The organism is Parapedobacter koreensis, from assembly GCF_900109365.1.
Taxonomy (GTDB): Bacteria; Bacteroidota; Bacteroidia; order Sphingobacteriales; family Sphingobacteriaceae; genus Parapedobacter; species Parapedobacter koreensis.
On the sequence record NZ_FNZR01000001.1, the window covers coordinates 689,129 to 705,027 of the forward strand.

Annotated in this window: 12 protein-coding genes and 2 tRNA genes; 2 read left to right on the plus strand and 12 right to left on the minus strand. The window is 45.5% G+C overall.

Going from position 1 to position 15,899, the window contains the following annotated elements:
- Window positions 1–194 precede the first annotated feature (194 nt).
- Window positions 195–1,286, plus strand: coding sequence for a pseudouridine synthase (locus BMW65_RS02825; RefSeq protein WP_090602583.1), 1,092 nt, complete (start codon window positions 195–197; stop codon window positions 1,284–1,286).
- 86 nt (window positions 1,287–1,372) lie between these two features.
- Window positions 1,373–1,840, plus strand: a complete 468-nt coding sequence (locus BMW65_RS02830; protein ID WP_090602584.1) for a pyrophosphohydrolase domain-containing protein — start codon at window positions 1,373–1,375, stop codon at window positions 1,838–1,840.
- A 16-nt stretch (window positions 1,841–1,856) separates the two neighbouring features.
- Here the strand turns inward: BMW65_RS02830 and BMW65_RS02835 are convergent, their stop codons facing one another.
- The 12 genes from BMW65_RS02835 to BMW65_RS02890 all read right to left on the minus strand — a co-directional run bounded on the left by BMW65_RS02835 (window position 1,857) and on the right by BMW65_RS02890 (window position 15,826).
- A complete protein-coding gene (locus BMW65_RS02835) occupies window positions 1,857–2,804 on the minus strand; it encodes a tRNA modification radical SAM protein MnmL/YtqA (protein ID WP_090602586.1) in 948 nt (315 codons plus the stop codon).
- Window positions 2,805–2,956: 152 nt separating this feature from the next.
- A complete protein-coding gene (gene rpoC, locus BMW65_RS02840) occupies window positions 2,957–7,237 on the minus strand; it encodes a DNA-directed RNA polymerase subunit beta' (RefSeq protein WP_090602587.1) in 4,281 nt (1,426 codons plus the stop codon).
- Window positions 7,238–7,271: 34 nt separating this feature from the next.
- A complete protein-coding gene (gene rpoB, locus BMW65_RS02845) occupies window positions 7,272–11,081 on the minus strand; it encodes a DNA-directed RNA polymerase subunit beta (protein ID WP_090602589.1) in 3,810 nt (1,269 codons plus the stop codon).
- 174 nt (window positions 11,082–11,255) lie between these two features.
- Window positions 11,256–11,636 carry a 50S ribosomal protein L7/L12 gene (rplL, locus tag BMW65_RS02850; RefSeq protein ID WP_090602591.1) on the minus strand — a complete coding sequence of 127 codons (381 nt, stop codon included), beginning with the start codon at window positions 11,634–11,636 and terminating at the stop codon, window positions 11,256–11,258.
- Between the two features lie 78 nt (window positions 11,637–11,714).
- Window positions 11,715–12,233 (minus strand): 50S ribosomal protein L10, encoded by a 519-nt coding sequence (gene rplJ, locus BMW65_RS02855; RefSeq protein WP_090602593.1) that lies wholly within the window; start codon window positions 12,231–12,233, stop codon window positions 11,715–11,717.
- Between the two features lie 2 nt (window positions 12,234–12,235).
- Window positions 12,236–12,934, minus strand: coding sequence for a 50S ribosomal protein L1 (rplA, locus tag BMW65_RS02860; RefSeq protein WP_090602595.1), 699 nt, complete (start codon window positions 12,932–12,934; stop codon window positions 12,236–12,238).
- Between the two features lie 23 nt (window positions 12,935–12,957).
- The gene (gene rplK / locus BMW65_RS02865; protein WP_090602596.1) at window positions 12,958–13,401 is read right to left on the minus strand and encodes a 50S ribosomal protein L11; all 444 of its coding nucleotides are present in this window, start codon (window positions 13,399–13,401) and stop codon (window positions 12,958–12,960) included.
- Window positions 13,402–13,586: 185 nt separating this feature from the next.
- Window positions 13,587–14,132 (minus strand): transcription termination/antitermination protein NusG, encoded by a 546-nt coding sequence (nusG, locus tag BMW65_RS02870; RefSeq protein ID WP_090602598.1) that lies wholly within the window; start codon window positions 14,130–14,132, stop codon window positions 13,587–13,589.
- Between the two features lie 17 nt (window positions 14,133–14,149).
- Window positions 14,150–14,344 carry a preprotein translocase subunit SecE gene (gene secE, locus BMW65_RS02875; protein WP_090602599.1) on the minus strand — a complete coding sequence of 65 codons (195 nt, stop codon included), beginning with the start codon at window positions 14,342–14,344 and terminating at the stop codon, window positions 14,150–14,152.
- A gap of 17 nt (window positions 14,345–14,361) precedes the next feature.
- Window positions 14,362–14,432 (minus strand) — tRNA-Trp (locus tag BMW65_RS02880).
- A gap of 80 nt (window positions 14,433–14,512) precedes the next feature.
- Entirely contained in the window at window positions 14,513–15,700 is a 1,188-nt protein-coding gene (gene tuf, locus BMW65_RS02885) for an elongation factor Tu (RefSeq protein ID WP_090602601.1), read from the minus strand.
- A 54-nt stretch (window positions 15,701–15,754) separates the two neighbouring features.
- Window positions 15,755–15,826 (minus strand) — tRNA-Thr (locus BMW65_RS02890).
- Window positions 15,827–15,899: the final 73 nt, after the last annotated feature.

The window sequence follows — 15,899 nt, forward strand, 5'->3', positions numbered from 1 at the left end:
TACTTGATCCAAAAAGCTGGGGCCAAAAATAGAAATTATACTGTTAATTTACAAACAGTTACCCAAAACACCTTGGACGTTTAACACAATTTAACATGTTTCCTTCGCTAATTTTTGCGTAAAAAACCAAGCTTTCAGGTAGTTAAACATATATTTTTGCCTATCTTTGCGGTCTATATTTTTATATAAAAATCATGCCCTTTAGTAACAACAGGAACAGTCGTGACGACAAGTCCAAACGTCCAGGTAAATCAAGCACTCGCTTTTCGACAGCAAATGGACACAAAAAATACCGTGACCGCAACACATCGGATACCGAAAAAAGATTCCAAAGAAAATCAAGCGATTACAGAGAAGACAACGTCGAATCAGGTCGGTCATCCGACTCAGATCGGCAATGGACACATAAAAATAGTGAGCGGAAATCATTTTCGAGTGGGCAGAAACCATCTTCTTATGGAGCTAAAAAAAATTCGTTTAGCAACCATAAACCTTATGATCCATCGAAGAAACGCCGAGAACGAACAGATGTTCGCCCAAAACAATCCAATTGGGAGCCGGAAAATGAAGGGCTGATACGGCTCAACCGCTATATAGCCAACGCTGGTATTTGCTCCAGGCGCAAAGCCGACGAGTTGATTCAGGCCGGCGTCATTACCGTAAATGACAATGTCGTCACCGAATTAGGTGTGAAGGTAGATCCTGCCAAGGATGATATCCGTTATAATGGCGAGCGCCTAAAGCGCGAAAAAATGATATATGTGTTGTTGAACAAGCCGAAAGACTACATTACCACCACTGACGATCCACAGGAAAGACGCACAGTAATGCAACTCGTCAGTAAGGCCTCCAAAGAGCGCATATATCCAGTCGGCAGGCTTGATCGCAATACGACGGGGCTACTTTTGTTAACAAATGATGGCAATCTCGCCGAAAAATTATCTCATCCACGAAACAATGTCGTTAAGCTATACAATGTAGAGCTAAATAAGAACCTGACACAGGGCGACTTCAACAAAATCACTTTTGGCCTCGAATTAGAAGATGGATTGGTCAAGCCTGATACGGTAAGCTACGTACAGGGCGGAAGTAAACGGGAAATAGGCATTCAAATACATAGTGGAAAAAACCGCATTGTCAGACGTATTTTTGAACATTTGGGTTATGACGTTATTAAGCTGGATAGAGTTGTCTATGCCAATCTTACCAAAAAAGATCTGCCCCGTGGGCGCTGGCGCTACCTGGAAGAGAAAGAAATCATTCAGCTCAAGCATTTCATCAAATGAATCGAGCCTAATCCGCAGATAAGGAAGTAATCAGCTACTCAATACTAAGTACTCAATACTAAGTACTCAATACTAACTACTAAAACATGACCGATCCCAAAACATTGACGGCCGTTGCCGAGTTCCACCAAACATTCAAGCATCCAATATTATCCAGACCAACTATTCCAGACGAAAAACGTTGTGGCCTGCGGATAGCACTGCTGGCGGAAGAGCTTAAAGAGCTTGAGGAAGCCATCGCCGACAAGAATATTACGGAAGTTGCTGATGCATTATGTGATCTCCAATATGTGTTATCTGGCGCGGTTCTGGAATTTGGTTTGGCCGATAAGTTCACCCAGCTTTTTGACGAAGTGCAGCGATCAAACATGAGCAAGGCCTGCAAAACCGAACAGGAGGCCAAAGAGACCGTAGCTCACTACAAACAAAAAGGTGTAGAGTGCTTTTACGAGCAGGCCGATGGCCATTACCTCGTATACCGCACAGAAGACCGCAAAACGCTAAAGTCCATCTACTATTCACCGGCCGATTTGAAGGGAATTCTGGAAGCGTAATTTCTTTTTAGCTCCCTTATACTTGGTAGTTACTTCCTTGATAAGCGCAACGCCGCTCAAGTTCCTTATCGATATAAGTTTGGATGGCAGACTTCCCTTTACCCCAATTGGGGGCGATGAGCAGTTCCTGGTCGGCCAACCCAAACAAGCGCTGGATAATGATATCAGGGCGCAACAATGGAATGAATTCGCAGAGAAAATCCGTATATTCTTCCAAGCTGAACACATGGAAAGGCTGGCGTTTGTATTGCACCCCCATGATAGAACCTTCCACAATATGAAGATGGTGTAGTTTCACGAATTTAATTTGCGGAAACCGATTAATTTCATCAGCATAGCGCAACATCATTTCCCTAGTTTCCCAAGGGAATCCAAAAATAGTATGCACACATATATCCAATGGGCTATGCTGGACCAATCCGAGCGCTTTTTGCAGTTCCTCATGTGTACAACCCCTATTGATCCGGGCTAACGTGCTATCATAAATGGATTCCATACCCATCTCCAGATCCACATCATAACGGTCGGTATAGCTTTCGAGCAGTGCCACTTTTTCGAAGTCGATACAGTCCGGTCGCGTGCCCACCGAAAGCCCCACCACGTGTTCAGGCGCTACGCTAAGGGCTTCATCATATAAGGCTTTGAGGTAGTGGGCTGGCGCATAGGTATTGGTATTGGGCTGGAAGTAAATCACGAATTTCTCCGCCCCATAGCCCTTTACTGCGCGCTGAATCCCTTCTTCCACCTGTTCACGAATAGTAGGCAATTTACGCGCCGAATCAGGTGTGAACGAATCCACATTGCAATAGGCACATCCACCGTACCCCTTGCTACCGTCACGGTTCGGACAAGTGAAATTACCATCCACGATGATCTTGAATACACGTTTACCATCATACTTAGCACGCAAGTATGCACCATAATGATTGTAAGGTTTTTTCCCAATGTCCAATAGCGTCCCCATGATGGTGCAAAGATACGAGATAAGTTTGAGACATGAGACGTTAGACATTAGACAGATGACGTCCCATAAAAAAACCGTCAGGCACTTATACCTGACGGTTCAGCACATTTTATCAGCAACCGATTATCGGTCACAGATCACTGCCTCCCCAATTAGTCCTCTTCTTTAGAAGCCAATAATTGGTCGTATTCCTCTTGCGAGCCTACAATAATACGTTCGTAATCGCGCAAACCTGTTCCGGAAGGAATCAAATGCCCCACAATGACGTTTTCCTTCAAACCCAAGAGGTTATCGCGTTTACCAGCGATGGCCGCCTCGTTGAGCACTTTCGTAGTCTCCTGGAAGGACGCGGCGGAGATGAATGACTTGGTTCCCAATGATGCACGGGTAATACCTTGCAATATCGGGCTAGAAGTAGCCGGTATAGCATCCCGTACTTCCACAAGTTTCAGGTCACGGCGTTTCAGGCTTGAATTGACATCCCGCAGTTTACGCAGTGAAACAATCTGTCCAGGTTTCAGCTCATTGGAATCACCGGCCTCTACCACTACTTTCTTGTCGTAGATGGCATCGTTTTCTTCCACGAAATCCCACCTGTTTACTGCTTCTTTCTCCAGGAAACGGGTATCACCCGGATCTTCAATTTCTACCTTCTGCATCATTTGGTGTACGATGGTCTCGAAGTGTTTATCGTTGATCTTCACCCCTTGCAGACGGTAAACTTCCTGGATACCGTTTACTAAGTATTCCTGCACCGCTGAAGGCCCTTTGATGGATAGAATATCAGCCGGCGAAATAGAACCATCAGACAATGGCATACCCGCCTTTACAAAGTCATTATCCTGTACAAGGATATGCTTAGACAATGGCACCAAGTATTTTTTTATCTGTCCATCCCGTGACTCGATAGAGATCTCGCGGTTACCACGTTTCACACCACCTAACGTCACCACACCGTCTATTTCAGTCACAACGGCAGGGTTGGATGGATTACGAGCTTCGAACAATTCCGTCACCCGTGGAAGACCACCCGTAATATCCCGTGTTTTCCCCGTAGAACGCGGTATCTTAGCCAAAATAACCCCTTCTTTCACCACCATATCATGGTTGACGGATACGTGAGCCCCTACAGGAATATTGTACGTACGGATTACCGCTCCCTTGCTATCCAATATTTTGATTGCCGGGTTCTTTGTCTTATCCCGGGTATCGATGATTACCTTCTCACGGTGGCCCGTTTGTTCATCAGATTCCTCACGGAAGGTTATGCCTTCTATAATCGATTCAAACTCTACCTTTCCGCCAAATTCGGAAATAATCACCGCATTGTATGGATCCCAAGAACAGATGCGTTCCCCCTTAGTCACTTTATCACCGGCATTCACGTAGAGATAAGAACCATAGGGAATATTATTGGTCATCAATACCTTTCTGGATTCCGGATCAATAATCCGGAACTCACCAGAACGGCCGATGACCACCTGATCTGGCCCTTCTTCACCTTCATGCGGTACCGAACGGATATTTTCCAGCTCAATGACACCATCAAACTTGGCCAATATTTGCGATTCTGCAGCAATGTTTGACGCCGTACCACCCACGTGGAAAGTACGGAGTGTAAGCTGTGTTCCAGGCTCACCGATAGACTGTGCAGCAATTACACCTACAGCCTCGCCCTTTTGCACACGCTTACCAGTAGCCAGGTTGCGCCCGTAGCACAATGCACACACACCCCGTCTGCTTTCACAGGTTAACACCGAACGGATTTCAAGCCCTTCAACCGAAGAAGCTTCGATTTTGGCAGCAATCTCTTCATCGATATCCTGATCCGCTGCTACCAGCAATTCACTCGTCACCGGATCATACACATCGTGCAGGGAGACGCGTCCAAGAATACGATCATACAACGGTTCGATGATGTCTTCATTGTCTTTCAAGGCTGTTGTATACACACCCCTTAAGCCACCACAATCTTCATCTACCACGATCATGTCCTGAGCCACGTCATGTAGACGGCGAGTCAGGTAACCCGCATCAGCCGTCTTCAACGCCGTATCCGCAAGACCTTTACGGGCACCGTGTGTAGAAATAAAATATTCCAATACGGACAATCCTTCCTTAAAGTTTGAAAGAATAGGATTCTCAATGATTTCACCACCTGAAGAACCAGATTTTTGTGGTTTAGCCATCAAGCCCCGCATACCGCAGAGCTGGCGGATTTGTTCCTTAGAACCACGGGCACCTGAATCCAGCATCATGTATACCGAATTGAATCCTTGATTATCTGTAGAAAGGATTTCCATCACATTCGCCGTCAAGCGGTTGTTGATGCGCGTCCAGATGTCAATGATTTGATTATAACGCTCGTTGTTGGTGATGAAGCCCATGTTGTAGTTGTTCATCACCTCTTCCACTTCCTTCGTAGCCTGTTCAATCAGGTCAGCTTTCGCATCCGGGATATTCAAATCCTGGAGGTTGAATGAAAGTCCCCCTTTGAAGGCCATTTGGAAACCAAGCTCTTTGATGTCATCGAGGAACTTCGCCGCACGAGCCATACCCGTGATTTTCACCACTTCACCAATAATATCCCGCAGGGACTTCTTGGTCAAGAGTTCGTTGACATATCCGATTTCTTCCGGCACGACCTGATTGAACAATACCCGGCCAACCGTAGTTTCGATGAGCCGTTCTTCGATATTGCCCTCTTTGGTCCTTACCTTGGTTTTCACCTTAATGAAGGCGTGCAGATCAATCTTCTTCTCATTAAGCGCGATGATGACTTCCTCTGCAGAGTAAAAGGTCATGGCCTCGCCCTTCATGACACGTTTTTCGTCGGTCTTACGACCTTTGGTCATATAATACAAGCCCAATACCATGTCCTGCGAAGGTACCGTGATAGGCGTTCCATTCGCCGGATTGAGGATGTTGTGTGACGCGAGCATTAAAACCTGAGCTTCCAAGATAGCCGCATTGCCCAAGGGCAAGTGCACAGCCATTTGGTCACCGTCAAAGTCGGCGTTGAATGCCGTACATACCAAGGGGTGCAGTTGGATGGCCTTACCTTCCACCAACGTGGGTTGGAAAGCTTGGATACCCAAACGGTGCAGCGTAGGTGCCCGGTTGAGCAGTACGGGGTGCCCTTTCAGCACATTTTCAAGGATATCCCATACGACCGGATCCTTACGATCCACGATTTTCTTCGCAGATTTGACCGTCTTCACGATACCCCGTTCGATCATCTTGCGGATGATAAACGGCTTATACAATTCGGCTGCCATGTCTTTCGGCAGACCACATTCGTGCAATTTCAGGTTCGGGCCTACTACAATAACCGAACGGGCCGAGTAGTCCACGCGTTTACCCAACAAGTTTTGGCGGAAACGGCCTTGCTTACCTTTCAGAATATCAGACAGCGATTTCAATGCCCGGTTTCCTTCGGTTTTCACGGCATTCACCTTACGTGAATTATCGAATAACGAGTCTACTGCTTCTTGCAGCATCCGTTTTTCGTTGCGTAAAATTACTTCAGGAGCCTTGATTTCCATCAATCGTTTCAACCGATTATTACGGATGATCACCCGGCGATACAAGTCATTCAAATCTGAAGTAGCAAAGCGGCCACCTTCCAAAGGAACCAATGGGCGTAATTCAGGTGGAATGATTGGCACAATCTTGACGATCATCCATTCCGGCCGATTCTCAATACGGTCCCTGGAGCCACGAAATGCTTCCACCACCTGTAGGCGCTTGAGTGCTTCATTTTTACGTTGTTGTGAAGTCTCATTAGCTGCCTGGTGGCGCAAATCATACGAGAGCTGATCCAAATCAAGCCGTTTCAACAACTCCTCCAATGCCTCAGCGCCCATTTTAGCGATGAACTTCTGCGGATCGGTATCGTCAAGAAACTGGTTTTCTTTAGGCAACGTATCCAAGATATCAAGGTATTCCTCTTCCGTAAGGAAATCCATGTATTGGATACCATCCTCTTCTTTCACACCAGCTTGGATGACCACATAGCGCTCGTAGTAAATAATCATATCGAGCTTCTTGGTAGGCAATCCCAGTAGGTAACCAATTTTGTTCGGCAACGAGCGGAAATACCAAATGTGTGCCACGGGCACTACCAAACTGATATGGCCCATGCGTTCCCGGCGTACTTTCTTTTCAGTCACCTCCACACCACAACGATCGCATACAATACCTTTATAACGGATACGTTTGTATTTACCGCAATGGCATTCGTAGTCCTTTACCGGACCAAAAATACGCTCGCAAAACAAGCCGTCACGTTCGGGCTTATACGTCCGGTAATTGATTGTTTCCGGTTTTACCACTTCACCACTTGAACGCTCCAGAATCGTTTCCGGAGAAGACAAGCTGATGGTAATCGAGGTGAAGTTGCTTTTTATTTTATTATCCTTTTTGTAAGACATACTTTCGTTTCTAAAGTTAAAGCGCTCTGCTTAATTAATCCAACGTGATATCCAATCCCAAACCGCGCAGCTCGTGTACGAGTACATTAAAGGACTCCGGTACAGACGGTGTCGGCAGGTTATTACCTTTGACGATGGACTCATAGGTTTTGGCCCTACCTACAACGTCGTCAGATTTGACGGTAAGGATTTCCTGCAGGATATTCGAAGCACCGAATGCTTCCAATGCCCACACTTCCATCTCACCGAAACGCTGACCACCAAATTGGGCCTTACCACCAAGCGGCTGTTGGGTGATGAGCGAGTACGGTCCGATTGAACGGGCGTGCATCTTATCATCCACCATGTGGCCGAGTTTCAGCATGTAAATCACGCCTACGGTAGTCGGCTGGTCAAAACGCTCACCGGTCAACCCATTGAAGAGGTATGTCCGGCCGGATGCAGGCAATTCTGCCTTTTCCACCCATCCTTCCACCTCTTCCGTAGACGCTCCGTCAAAGATTGGCGTAGCAAACTTGACGCCCAGCTTTTGCCCGGCCCAACCCAATACAGTCTCATAAATCTGGCCAAGGTTCATCCGCGAAGGCACCCCCAACGGATTCAGCACAATATCTACGGGCGTACCATCTTCCAGGAAAGGCATGTCTTCGTCACGTACAATACGTGCGACAATACCTTTGTTACCGTGGCGGCCGGCCATCTTGTCGCCCACCTTGAGTTTACGCTTCTTAGCAATAAACACTTTGGCCATCTGTACGATACCGGAAGGTAGTTCGTCACCAACACTGATGGCAAACTTATCCCGTTTGTAGGCACCCAGTTCTTCGTTCAGCTTGATGTTGTAAAAATGAAGTGCCTGTTTAATCAGCTCATTCTTATCATCATCTGTAGTCCATCCAACTGGGTTAATATTCGTATAGTCCAAGTCGGATAGCATCTTTTGTGTAAACTTCGCCCCCTTAGGCAACAAAAGTTCTTTATACACATTGTAGACACCCTGCGAGGTCTTACCGTTTACGATGGCAAACAACTTATCCACTAACTTGTCTTTCAACGCTTTCAGCGCTTTGGTATGTTGCGTATCCAGTTGGTCGAGTGCCTTCTTCTCCTCATCCTTACCCATTTTCTTTGCGCGGGAGAATAGCTTGGTGTCAATAACCACTCCATTGATGGATGGCGGGGTTTTCAACGAAGCATCTTTTACGTCGCCCGCTTTATCGCCAAAAATCGCACGGAGCAACTTTTCTTCCGGAGACGGATCGGATTCGCCTTTAGGCGTAATCTTACCGATGAGGATATCACCTTCGCGTACTTCTGCACCAATACGGATGATACCATTCTCATCCAAATCCTTGGTAGCTTCTTCCGATACGTTCGGGATATCAGCTGTCAACTCCTCTTCGCCACGCTTGGTATCGCGGACTTCCAGTTCAAACTCTTCAATATGAAGTGAAGTGAAGATATCCTGGCTCACCACGCGTTCTGAAATCACGATGGCATCCTCAAAGTTAAATCCTTGCCAAGGCATGAAGGCCACCTTCAGATTACGTCCAAGCGCCAATTCACCATTTTGGGTGGCATACCCCTCACACAGCACCTGCCCTTTTTCTACCTTTTGCCCTTTTCTGACAATTGGTTTCAAATTAATGCAAGTACTTTGGTTAGTCTTCTTAAACTTGATGAGTTTATAGGTCTTCACATCATCATCAAATGACACGAGCCTTTCATCCTCATTGCGTTCATATCGGATTTTAATTTCGTTTGCATCCACATATTCCACCACACCATTAGCTTCCGCATTAATCAGTGTACGTGAGTCACGCGCTACACGTCCTTCCAATCCCGTACCCACTACAGGTGCTTCCGGCCGCAATAAAGGCACCGCTTGGCGTTGCATGTTCGAACCCATGAGCGCGCGGTTTGCGTCATCGTGTTCAAGGAAAGGAATTAATGAAGCCGCTATCGACGTAATCTGGTTTGGAGCTACGTCCATCAAGTCCAGCTTTTCGGGCTCGATAACCGGGAAGTCACCTTCAAACCGGGCTTTTACTTTCGGAGTGATAAAATTACCCTTATCGTCATATTCGGCATTAGCCTGGGCGATAGTCTTTCCATCTTCATCCTCTGCGGAAAGATAGATAACCGGTTCTTCAACGACAACTCGTCCTTCTTCTACCCTCCGATAGGGCGTTTCAATAAATCCAAGATTATTGATTTTCGCATGTACGCAAAGCGATGAAATCAAACCAATATTCGGCCCTTCCGGTGTCTCAATCGTACACAACCTTCCGTAGTGCGTATAATGCACGTCACGCACTTCGAAGCCTGCACGTTCGCGGGATAAGCCGCCGGGACCAAGCGCCGATAGCCTACGTTTGTGCGTAATTTCTGCCAACGGGTTTGTTTGATCCATGAACTGTGACAACTGGTTCGTACCGAAGAACGAGTTGATTACAGATGATAATGTACGCGCATTGATTAGATCCGTAGGCGTGAATACCTCATTGTCCCGGATGTTCATCCGCTCGCGGATAGTGCGTGCCATACGTGACAAGCCCACGCCAAACTGCGAATACAGTTGTTCGCCAACCGTACGTACACGACGGTTAGACAAGTGGTCAATATCGTCAACCTCCGCCTTCGAATTGATCAGGTTTATGAGATATTTCACAATGGCGATAATATCTTCACGGGTAAGCACCTTGATCTCATCAGGGGTACCCAGTTGCAATTTACGGTTGATGCGATATCGGCCCACATCACCCAGATCATAGCGTTTGTCGGAGAAGAAAAGGCGTTCAATAATACCCCGTGCCGTTTCTTCATCAGGTGGTTCGGCATTACGCAATTGGCGATAGATATGCTCCACCGCCTCTTTCTCGGAGTTCGAGGTATCTTTTTGTAATGTATTATATATGATGGAATAATCTGCAGCGTTAGCCGTATCCTCTTTAGTCAAAATGATAGACTTCACGCCTGCATCGATAATCAAATCAATATGATCATCTTCCAGTATAGTTTCACGTTCCAATACGACCTCGTTGCGATCAATAGATACCACTTCACCTGTATCCTCATCTACGAAGTCTTCAATCCATTTCTTCAACACCCGCGCCGCCAACTTACGGCCTACATATTTCTTAAGTCCCGATTTACTTACTTTCACTTCATCGGCCAATTCAAACAATTCCAAAATGTCTTTGTCGGAATCATAGCCAATGGCCCGCAAAAGTGTCGTCACCGGAAACTTCTTCTTCCGATCGATATACGCATACATCACGTTATTCACGTCCGTAGCGAATTCAATCCAGGAACCTTTGAATGGAATTACACGAGCCGAATATAGTTTCGTACCGTTGGTATGACGGCTTTGGCCAAAAAATACACCTGGCGAACGGTGCAACTGGGATACAATCACACGTTCTGCGCCGTTAATCACAAAGGTTCCTTTAGGAGTCATATAAGGGATAGTCCCCAAATAGACGTCTTGTACAATGGTTTCGAAATCTTCATGTTCCTCGTCATTACACGACAGACGAAGCTTTGCCTTGAGTGGAACGCTATAAGTCAGCCCACGTTCGATACATTCCTGAATACCATAGCGTGGTGGATCGATAAAATAATCCAAGAACTCAAGTACAAAAATGTTCCTTGAATCAGAAATGGGAAAGTTCTCGGAAAACACCTTGAACAGCCCTTCCTGGTGGCGGTTGTCTGAAGTTGTTTCAAGCTGAAAAAACTCCTTGAAAGATTCCAATTGCACATCCAGAAAATCGGGGTAATCAATTACCTTTTTACTGCTTGCAAAGTTTACTCTTTCGCTTTGAATACTTTTGTTTGCCAAGGGAATAAGAATTTAGTTTAACTATTTAAACTGTTTTGCTGTTATTTTTTTGCATAAGCAATATCCATATACAGCGTGGATATGACATATAAAAGGAAAAGTCATAAACAGGAATAGACTCTGACGAAACATACGTCAGAGTCTAACCCATTCAGGTACGTTGTATGATCCGAATTATTTGATCTCAACAACAGCCCCCGCTTCTTCAAGTTGCTTTTTCAAAGCTTCAGCTTCGTCTTTAGCAACTCCTGTTTTGAGTTCTTTCGGTGCGCCATCAACCAAATCTTTAGCTTCTTTCAAGCCAAGACCGGTTAAATCTTTAACAAGCTTAACAACAGCCAATTTCTGACCACCAGCTTCTTTCAAGATGACATCAAAGGAAGTTTGTTCCTCAGCAGCAGCAGGAGCATCACCACCTGCAGCAGGACCAGCAATAGCAACCGCTGCAGCAGCTGGCTCGATGCCATACTCATCCTTTAAGATTTGAGCTAACTCGTTAACTTCTTTTACTGTTAAGTTTACCAACTGCTCAGCAAACGCTTTTAAATCTGCCATTTTATTTTAAATTTTTGAATTTACTTTTTAAAAAACATTAACAATCCATTGGACATTTTGCTTGGAGGATGCCCTTTTTTAACCTCGTTCTTGTAAAGTTTTAACCAATCCGGCCAATGTATTGCCTCCAGACTGAAGTGCGGAAACAACATTTTTAGCTGGAGATTGAAGTAACCCGATGATATCACCGATAAGTTCATTCTTAGACTTCAGCTGGCTCAATGCATCTACTTGGCTATCCCCAATAAATACCGCCGCATCAATATAAGCTCCTTTCAACAAAGGCTTATCACCCGCTTTCCGAAGCTCCTTGATCAATTTAGCTGGCGCATTGCCTGTCTCTGAGAACAACAAGGTAGAAGATCCTTTAAGTACGCTAAGCAATTCCTCAGAATCCACCCCGGCCTCTATTAGCGCCTTCTTAATCAGTGTGTTCTTCACCACTTGTATAGCGATACCGCTATCGAAGCATTTACGGCGAATACCGTTTACTGTAGCTACAGTCAAATCAGCAGTATCGGTAATATAGAAATTACCATAAGATTTAATCTGCTCAGCTAAAGCCTTAACAATCTCTTGTTTTTCTTCTCTTTTCATGATTAAATTCCCGCTACTGATTTAGTTTCTACTTGCACACCGGGGCTCATCGTAGAAGATAGGTAAATACTCTTGAAATACGTACCTTTAGCCGCCGAAGGTTTTAACTTAGAAATCGTCTGCAACACTTCCAAGGCATTTTCGTAAATCTTTTCCGGAGGAAAAGACACTTTACCAATGGAAGTATGGATGATTCCGGTCTTGTCTACCTTGAAATCAATTTTACCTGCTTTCACGTCGGTCACCGCTTTACCGATGTCAGTCGTCACGGTACCCGTCTTTGGATTTGGCATCAGGTTACGCGGACCGAGGATACGGCCAAGCTTACCTACCTTAGCCATCACGCTGGGCATAGTAATGATGATATCAATGTCGGTCCACCCACCCTCGATCTTGCTGATATAGTCGTCCAATCCAACATGGTCCGCACCCGCAGCCTTTGCTTCTTCTTCCTTGTCAGGCGTACAAAGTACCAATACGCGGACGGTTTTACCCGTACCATGTGGCAATGTGGCTATACCACGTACCATCTGATTCGCTTTACGGGGATCCACGCCGAGGCGTACATCAATATCCACCGAAGCATCAAACTTGGCCGTAGTAACATCCTTTATCAAGGCAGAAGCCTCTTGTAAAGAATACGCTTTACCAACTTCAATTTTGGATAGGGCCGTTTTTTGATTTTTTGTTAATCTTGCCACTTTCTTAAAACTGATTTCGTTAATTAATTGTTCCAGGGCGCGTTACCGTTCACGGTAATCCCCATACTGCGTGCCGTACCTGCCACCATCTTCATGGCAGATTCCAGTGTAAACGCATTCAAATCAGGCATCTTATCCTTAGCAATGGCTTCCACTTGTTCCCAAGAAACTGCGCCAACCTTTTTCCGGTTAGGCTCGCCAGAGCCCCCTTTTAAACCCGAAGCTTCGATAAGCTGAATGGCAACGGGAGGAGTTTTGATGATAAAATCGAACGATTTGTCGCTATACACCGTAATGACAACGGGCAGTACTTTACCGGGTTTATCCTGGGTACGTGCATTGAATTGCTTGCAAAACTCCATGATATTCACCCCTTTAGCACCCAATGCTGGGCCTACCGGAGGTGATGGATTCGCAGCGCCGCCCTTCACTTGTAATTTTACTAACGCACTGACTTCTTTTGCCATTTTTAACGATGTTGATTTAATTAATAAATGTTTGTTAGTAAGTTGGAAGCATATAACGTAACATTTAGATTTTGAAGCGCTTATCGCTTAATTGCACAAGCACCCCAAAATGGAGTGCAAAGGTACAAAAAAAAACTTAATAACAAGAGATAAAGAAAAAAATTTAGGTCGTGCCGACCGTTAGCTTATTCCTTTTCTACTTGTATATAATTTAATTCCAATGGTGTCTTACGGCCAAAGACCTTTACCATCACCTTCAATTTCTTCTTCTCTTCGTTCACTTCTTCAATTTCACCCGTAAATCCATTGAATGGGCCATCATTTACCTTCACCAGTTCACCCACATAAAAAGGCACGCTCATCATTTCGCCCTGCCCGGACATTTCGTCCACTTTTCCCAAAATACGGTTAATTTCAGCCGGACGCAATGGTATGGGCGTACCGTCCTTATCACCCAGAAAGCCTACTACACTATTGATATTCTTAATTACGTGCTCCAACTCACCATCCAACGCCGCTTCTAACAGCACATAACCCGGATAAAAATTACGCTCCTTAGCAACTTTCTTTCCGTCGCGCATTTGGTAATATTTCTCCATTGGAATCAACACCTGAGGAACAAGGTGATTAATGCCCAAACGGTTTATTTCGGCTTCAATATATTGCTTAACTTTTTTTTCCTTGCCGCTCACAGCCCGCACAACATACCATTTCAGTCCTTGATCTGCCATTTCTTCTTTCCCAACAATTAAGACCCAATATTATAGAACAGCTCCAGCACACTACTCGACGCCTTATCCATCGCAAAGATAACCAATGCAATAATTATCGAGGCTACCAACACCACCACGGCAGAACTTTGCAGCTGCGACCAAGTGGGCCAAGTGACCTTTTGACCCATCTCTGTGTAAGAGTCTTTTAAAAATTCAAGTACGTTTGCCATGTCCTGTTAACAGTTAGCACGGGCACCAGGATTCGAACCCAGATCAAAGGTTTTGGAGACCTCTATTCTACCATTGAACTATGCCCGTGTATTTATTTAGACACGATTAGCTAATCAGCCAAATAACTGATTAGCTAATCGATGGAATTTTATCCCAAAGGGACGTGATTATTTAATAATCTCAGTCACCTGTCCAGCGCCAACGGTCCGGCCACCTTCACGGATAGCGAAACGAAGGCCTTTTTCCATAGCGATAGCGTTGATCAACTTCACGGTAATCGTTACGTTATCACCAGGCATCACCATTTCTACACCGTCTGGAAGTGCAATCTCTCCTGTTACGTCTGTCGTACGGAAATAGAATTGCGGACGATATTTGTTGAAGAATGGCGTGTGACGACCACCTTCAGCCTTTGACAATACGTATACTTCTGCTTTGAATTCGGTGTGCGGAGTTACGGAACCTGGTTTACAGATAACCATACCACGACGGATATCGGTTTTCTCAATACCACGCAACAACAATCCTACGTTGTCACCAGCTTCACCCCGATCCAAAATCTTACGGAACATTTCCACACCCGTAACCACGGATTTCAAATTCTCGGCACCCATACCCAAAATATCAACAGTATCGCCGGTGTTGATTACACCGCGCTCAATACGTCCGGTGGCTACCGTACCACGGCCTGTGATGGAGAATACGTCTTCCACAGGCATCAGGAACGGAAGATCCGTCAACCGCGGAGGAATTGGAATGTAGTTATCCACAGCATCCATCAATTCCATAATTTTGTCTACCCATTGAGGCTCTCCGTTCAAACCACCAAGTGCTGAACCACGAATCACAGGGATATCGTCACCTGGGTATTCGTAGAACGACAACAACTCGCGGATTTCCATTTCCACCAAATCCAACAATTCCGGATCGTCTACCAAGTCTACCTTGTTCATGAACACGACCAATGCAGGCACACCTACCTGACGAGCCAACAGGATGTGTTCGCGAGTTTGTGGCATGGGACCATCTGTAGCAGCAACTACAATGATAGCTCCGTCCATTTGAGCAGCACCAGTAACCATGTTCTTCACATAGTCAGCGTGGCCTGGACAGTCAACGTGCGCATAGTGGCGGTTGGCTGTTTGGTATTCAACGTGTGCTGTATTAATGGTGATACCGCGTTCTTTTTCCTCAGGAGCAGAGTCGATTGAATCAAAAGAACGGGCCTCAGAAAGTCCTTTATCTGCTAATACCTTTGTAATTGCAGCGGTAGTTGTTGTCTTACCGTGGTCAACGTGACCGATCGTACCAATGTTTAAGTGCGGTTTACTGCGGTCAAATTTCTCTTTTGCCATTGTTATGCGAATTAGTAATTTAAAATTTTATGTATGAATATAGTTACTCTTACGAGCCAATGATGGGACTTGAACCCATGACCTCTTCCTTACCAAGGAAGTGCTCTACCGCTGAGCTACATCGGCTTTGTGTTTACAATCCAAATCCCCGCCAATTCACCGCTATGGATGGTTTGACAGAGTATCAATCTACACAATT

What these genes read in the sequence shown, in the direction of transcription:
- BMW65_RS02825 (WP_090602583.1), top strand. Translation starts at nt 195, where the DNA reads ATGCCCTTTAGTAACAACAGGAACAGTCGTGACGACAAGTCCAAACGT.
- BMW65_RS02830 (WP_090602584.1), top strand. Translation starts at nt 1,373, where the DNA reads ATGACCGATCCCAAAACATTGACGGCCGTTGCCGAGTTCCACCAAACA.
- BMW65_RS02835 (WP_090602586.1), bottom strand. Translation starts at nt 2,804, where the DNA reads ATGGGGACGCTATTGGACATTGGGAAAAAACCTTACAATCATTATGGT.
- rpoC (WP_090602587.1), bottom strand. Translation starts at nt 7,237, where the DNA reads ATGTCTTACAAAAAGGATAATAAAATAAAAAGCAACTTCACCTCGATT.
- rplL (WP_090602591.1), bottom strand. Translation starts at nt 11,636, where the DNA reads ATGGCAGATTTAAAAGCGTTTGCTGAGCAGTTGGTAAACTTAACAGTA.
- rplJ (WP_090602593.1), bottom strand. Translation starts at nt 12,233, where the DNA reads ATGAAAAGAGAAGAAAAACAAGAGATTGTTAAGGCTTTAGCTGAGCAG.
- rplK (WP_090602596.1), bottom strand. Translation starts at nt 13,401, where the DNA reads ATGGCAAAAGAAGTCAGTGCGTTAGTAAAATTACAAGTGAAGGGCGGC.
- nusG (WP_090602598.1), bottom strand. Translation starts at nt 14,132, where the DNA reads ATGGCAGATCAAGGACTGAAATGGTATGTTGTGCGGGCTGTGAGCGGC.
- secE (WP_090602599.1), bottom strand. Translation starts at nt 14,344, where the DNA reads ATGGCAAACGTACTTGAATTTTTAAAAGACTCTTACACAGAGATGGGT.
- tuf (WP_090602601.1), bottom strand. Translation starts at nt 15,700, where the DNA reads ATGGCAAAAGAGAAATTTGACCGCAGTAAACCGCACTTAAACATTGGT.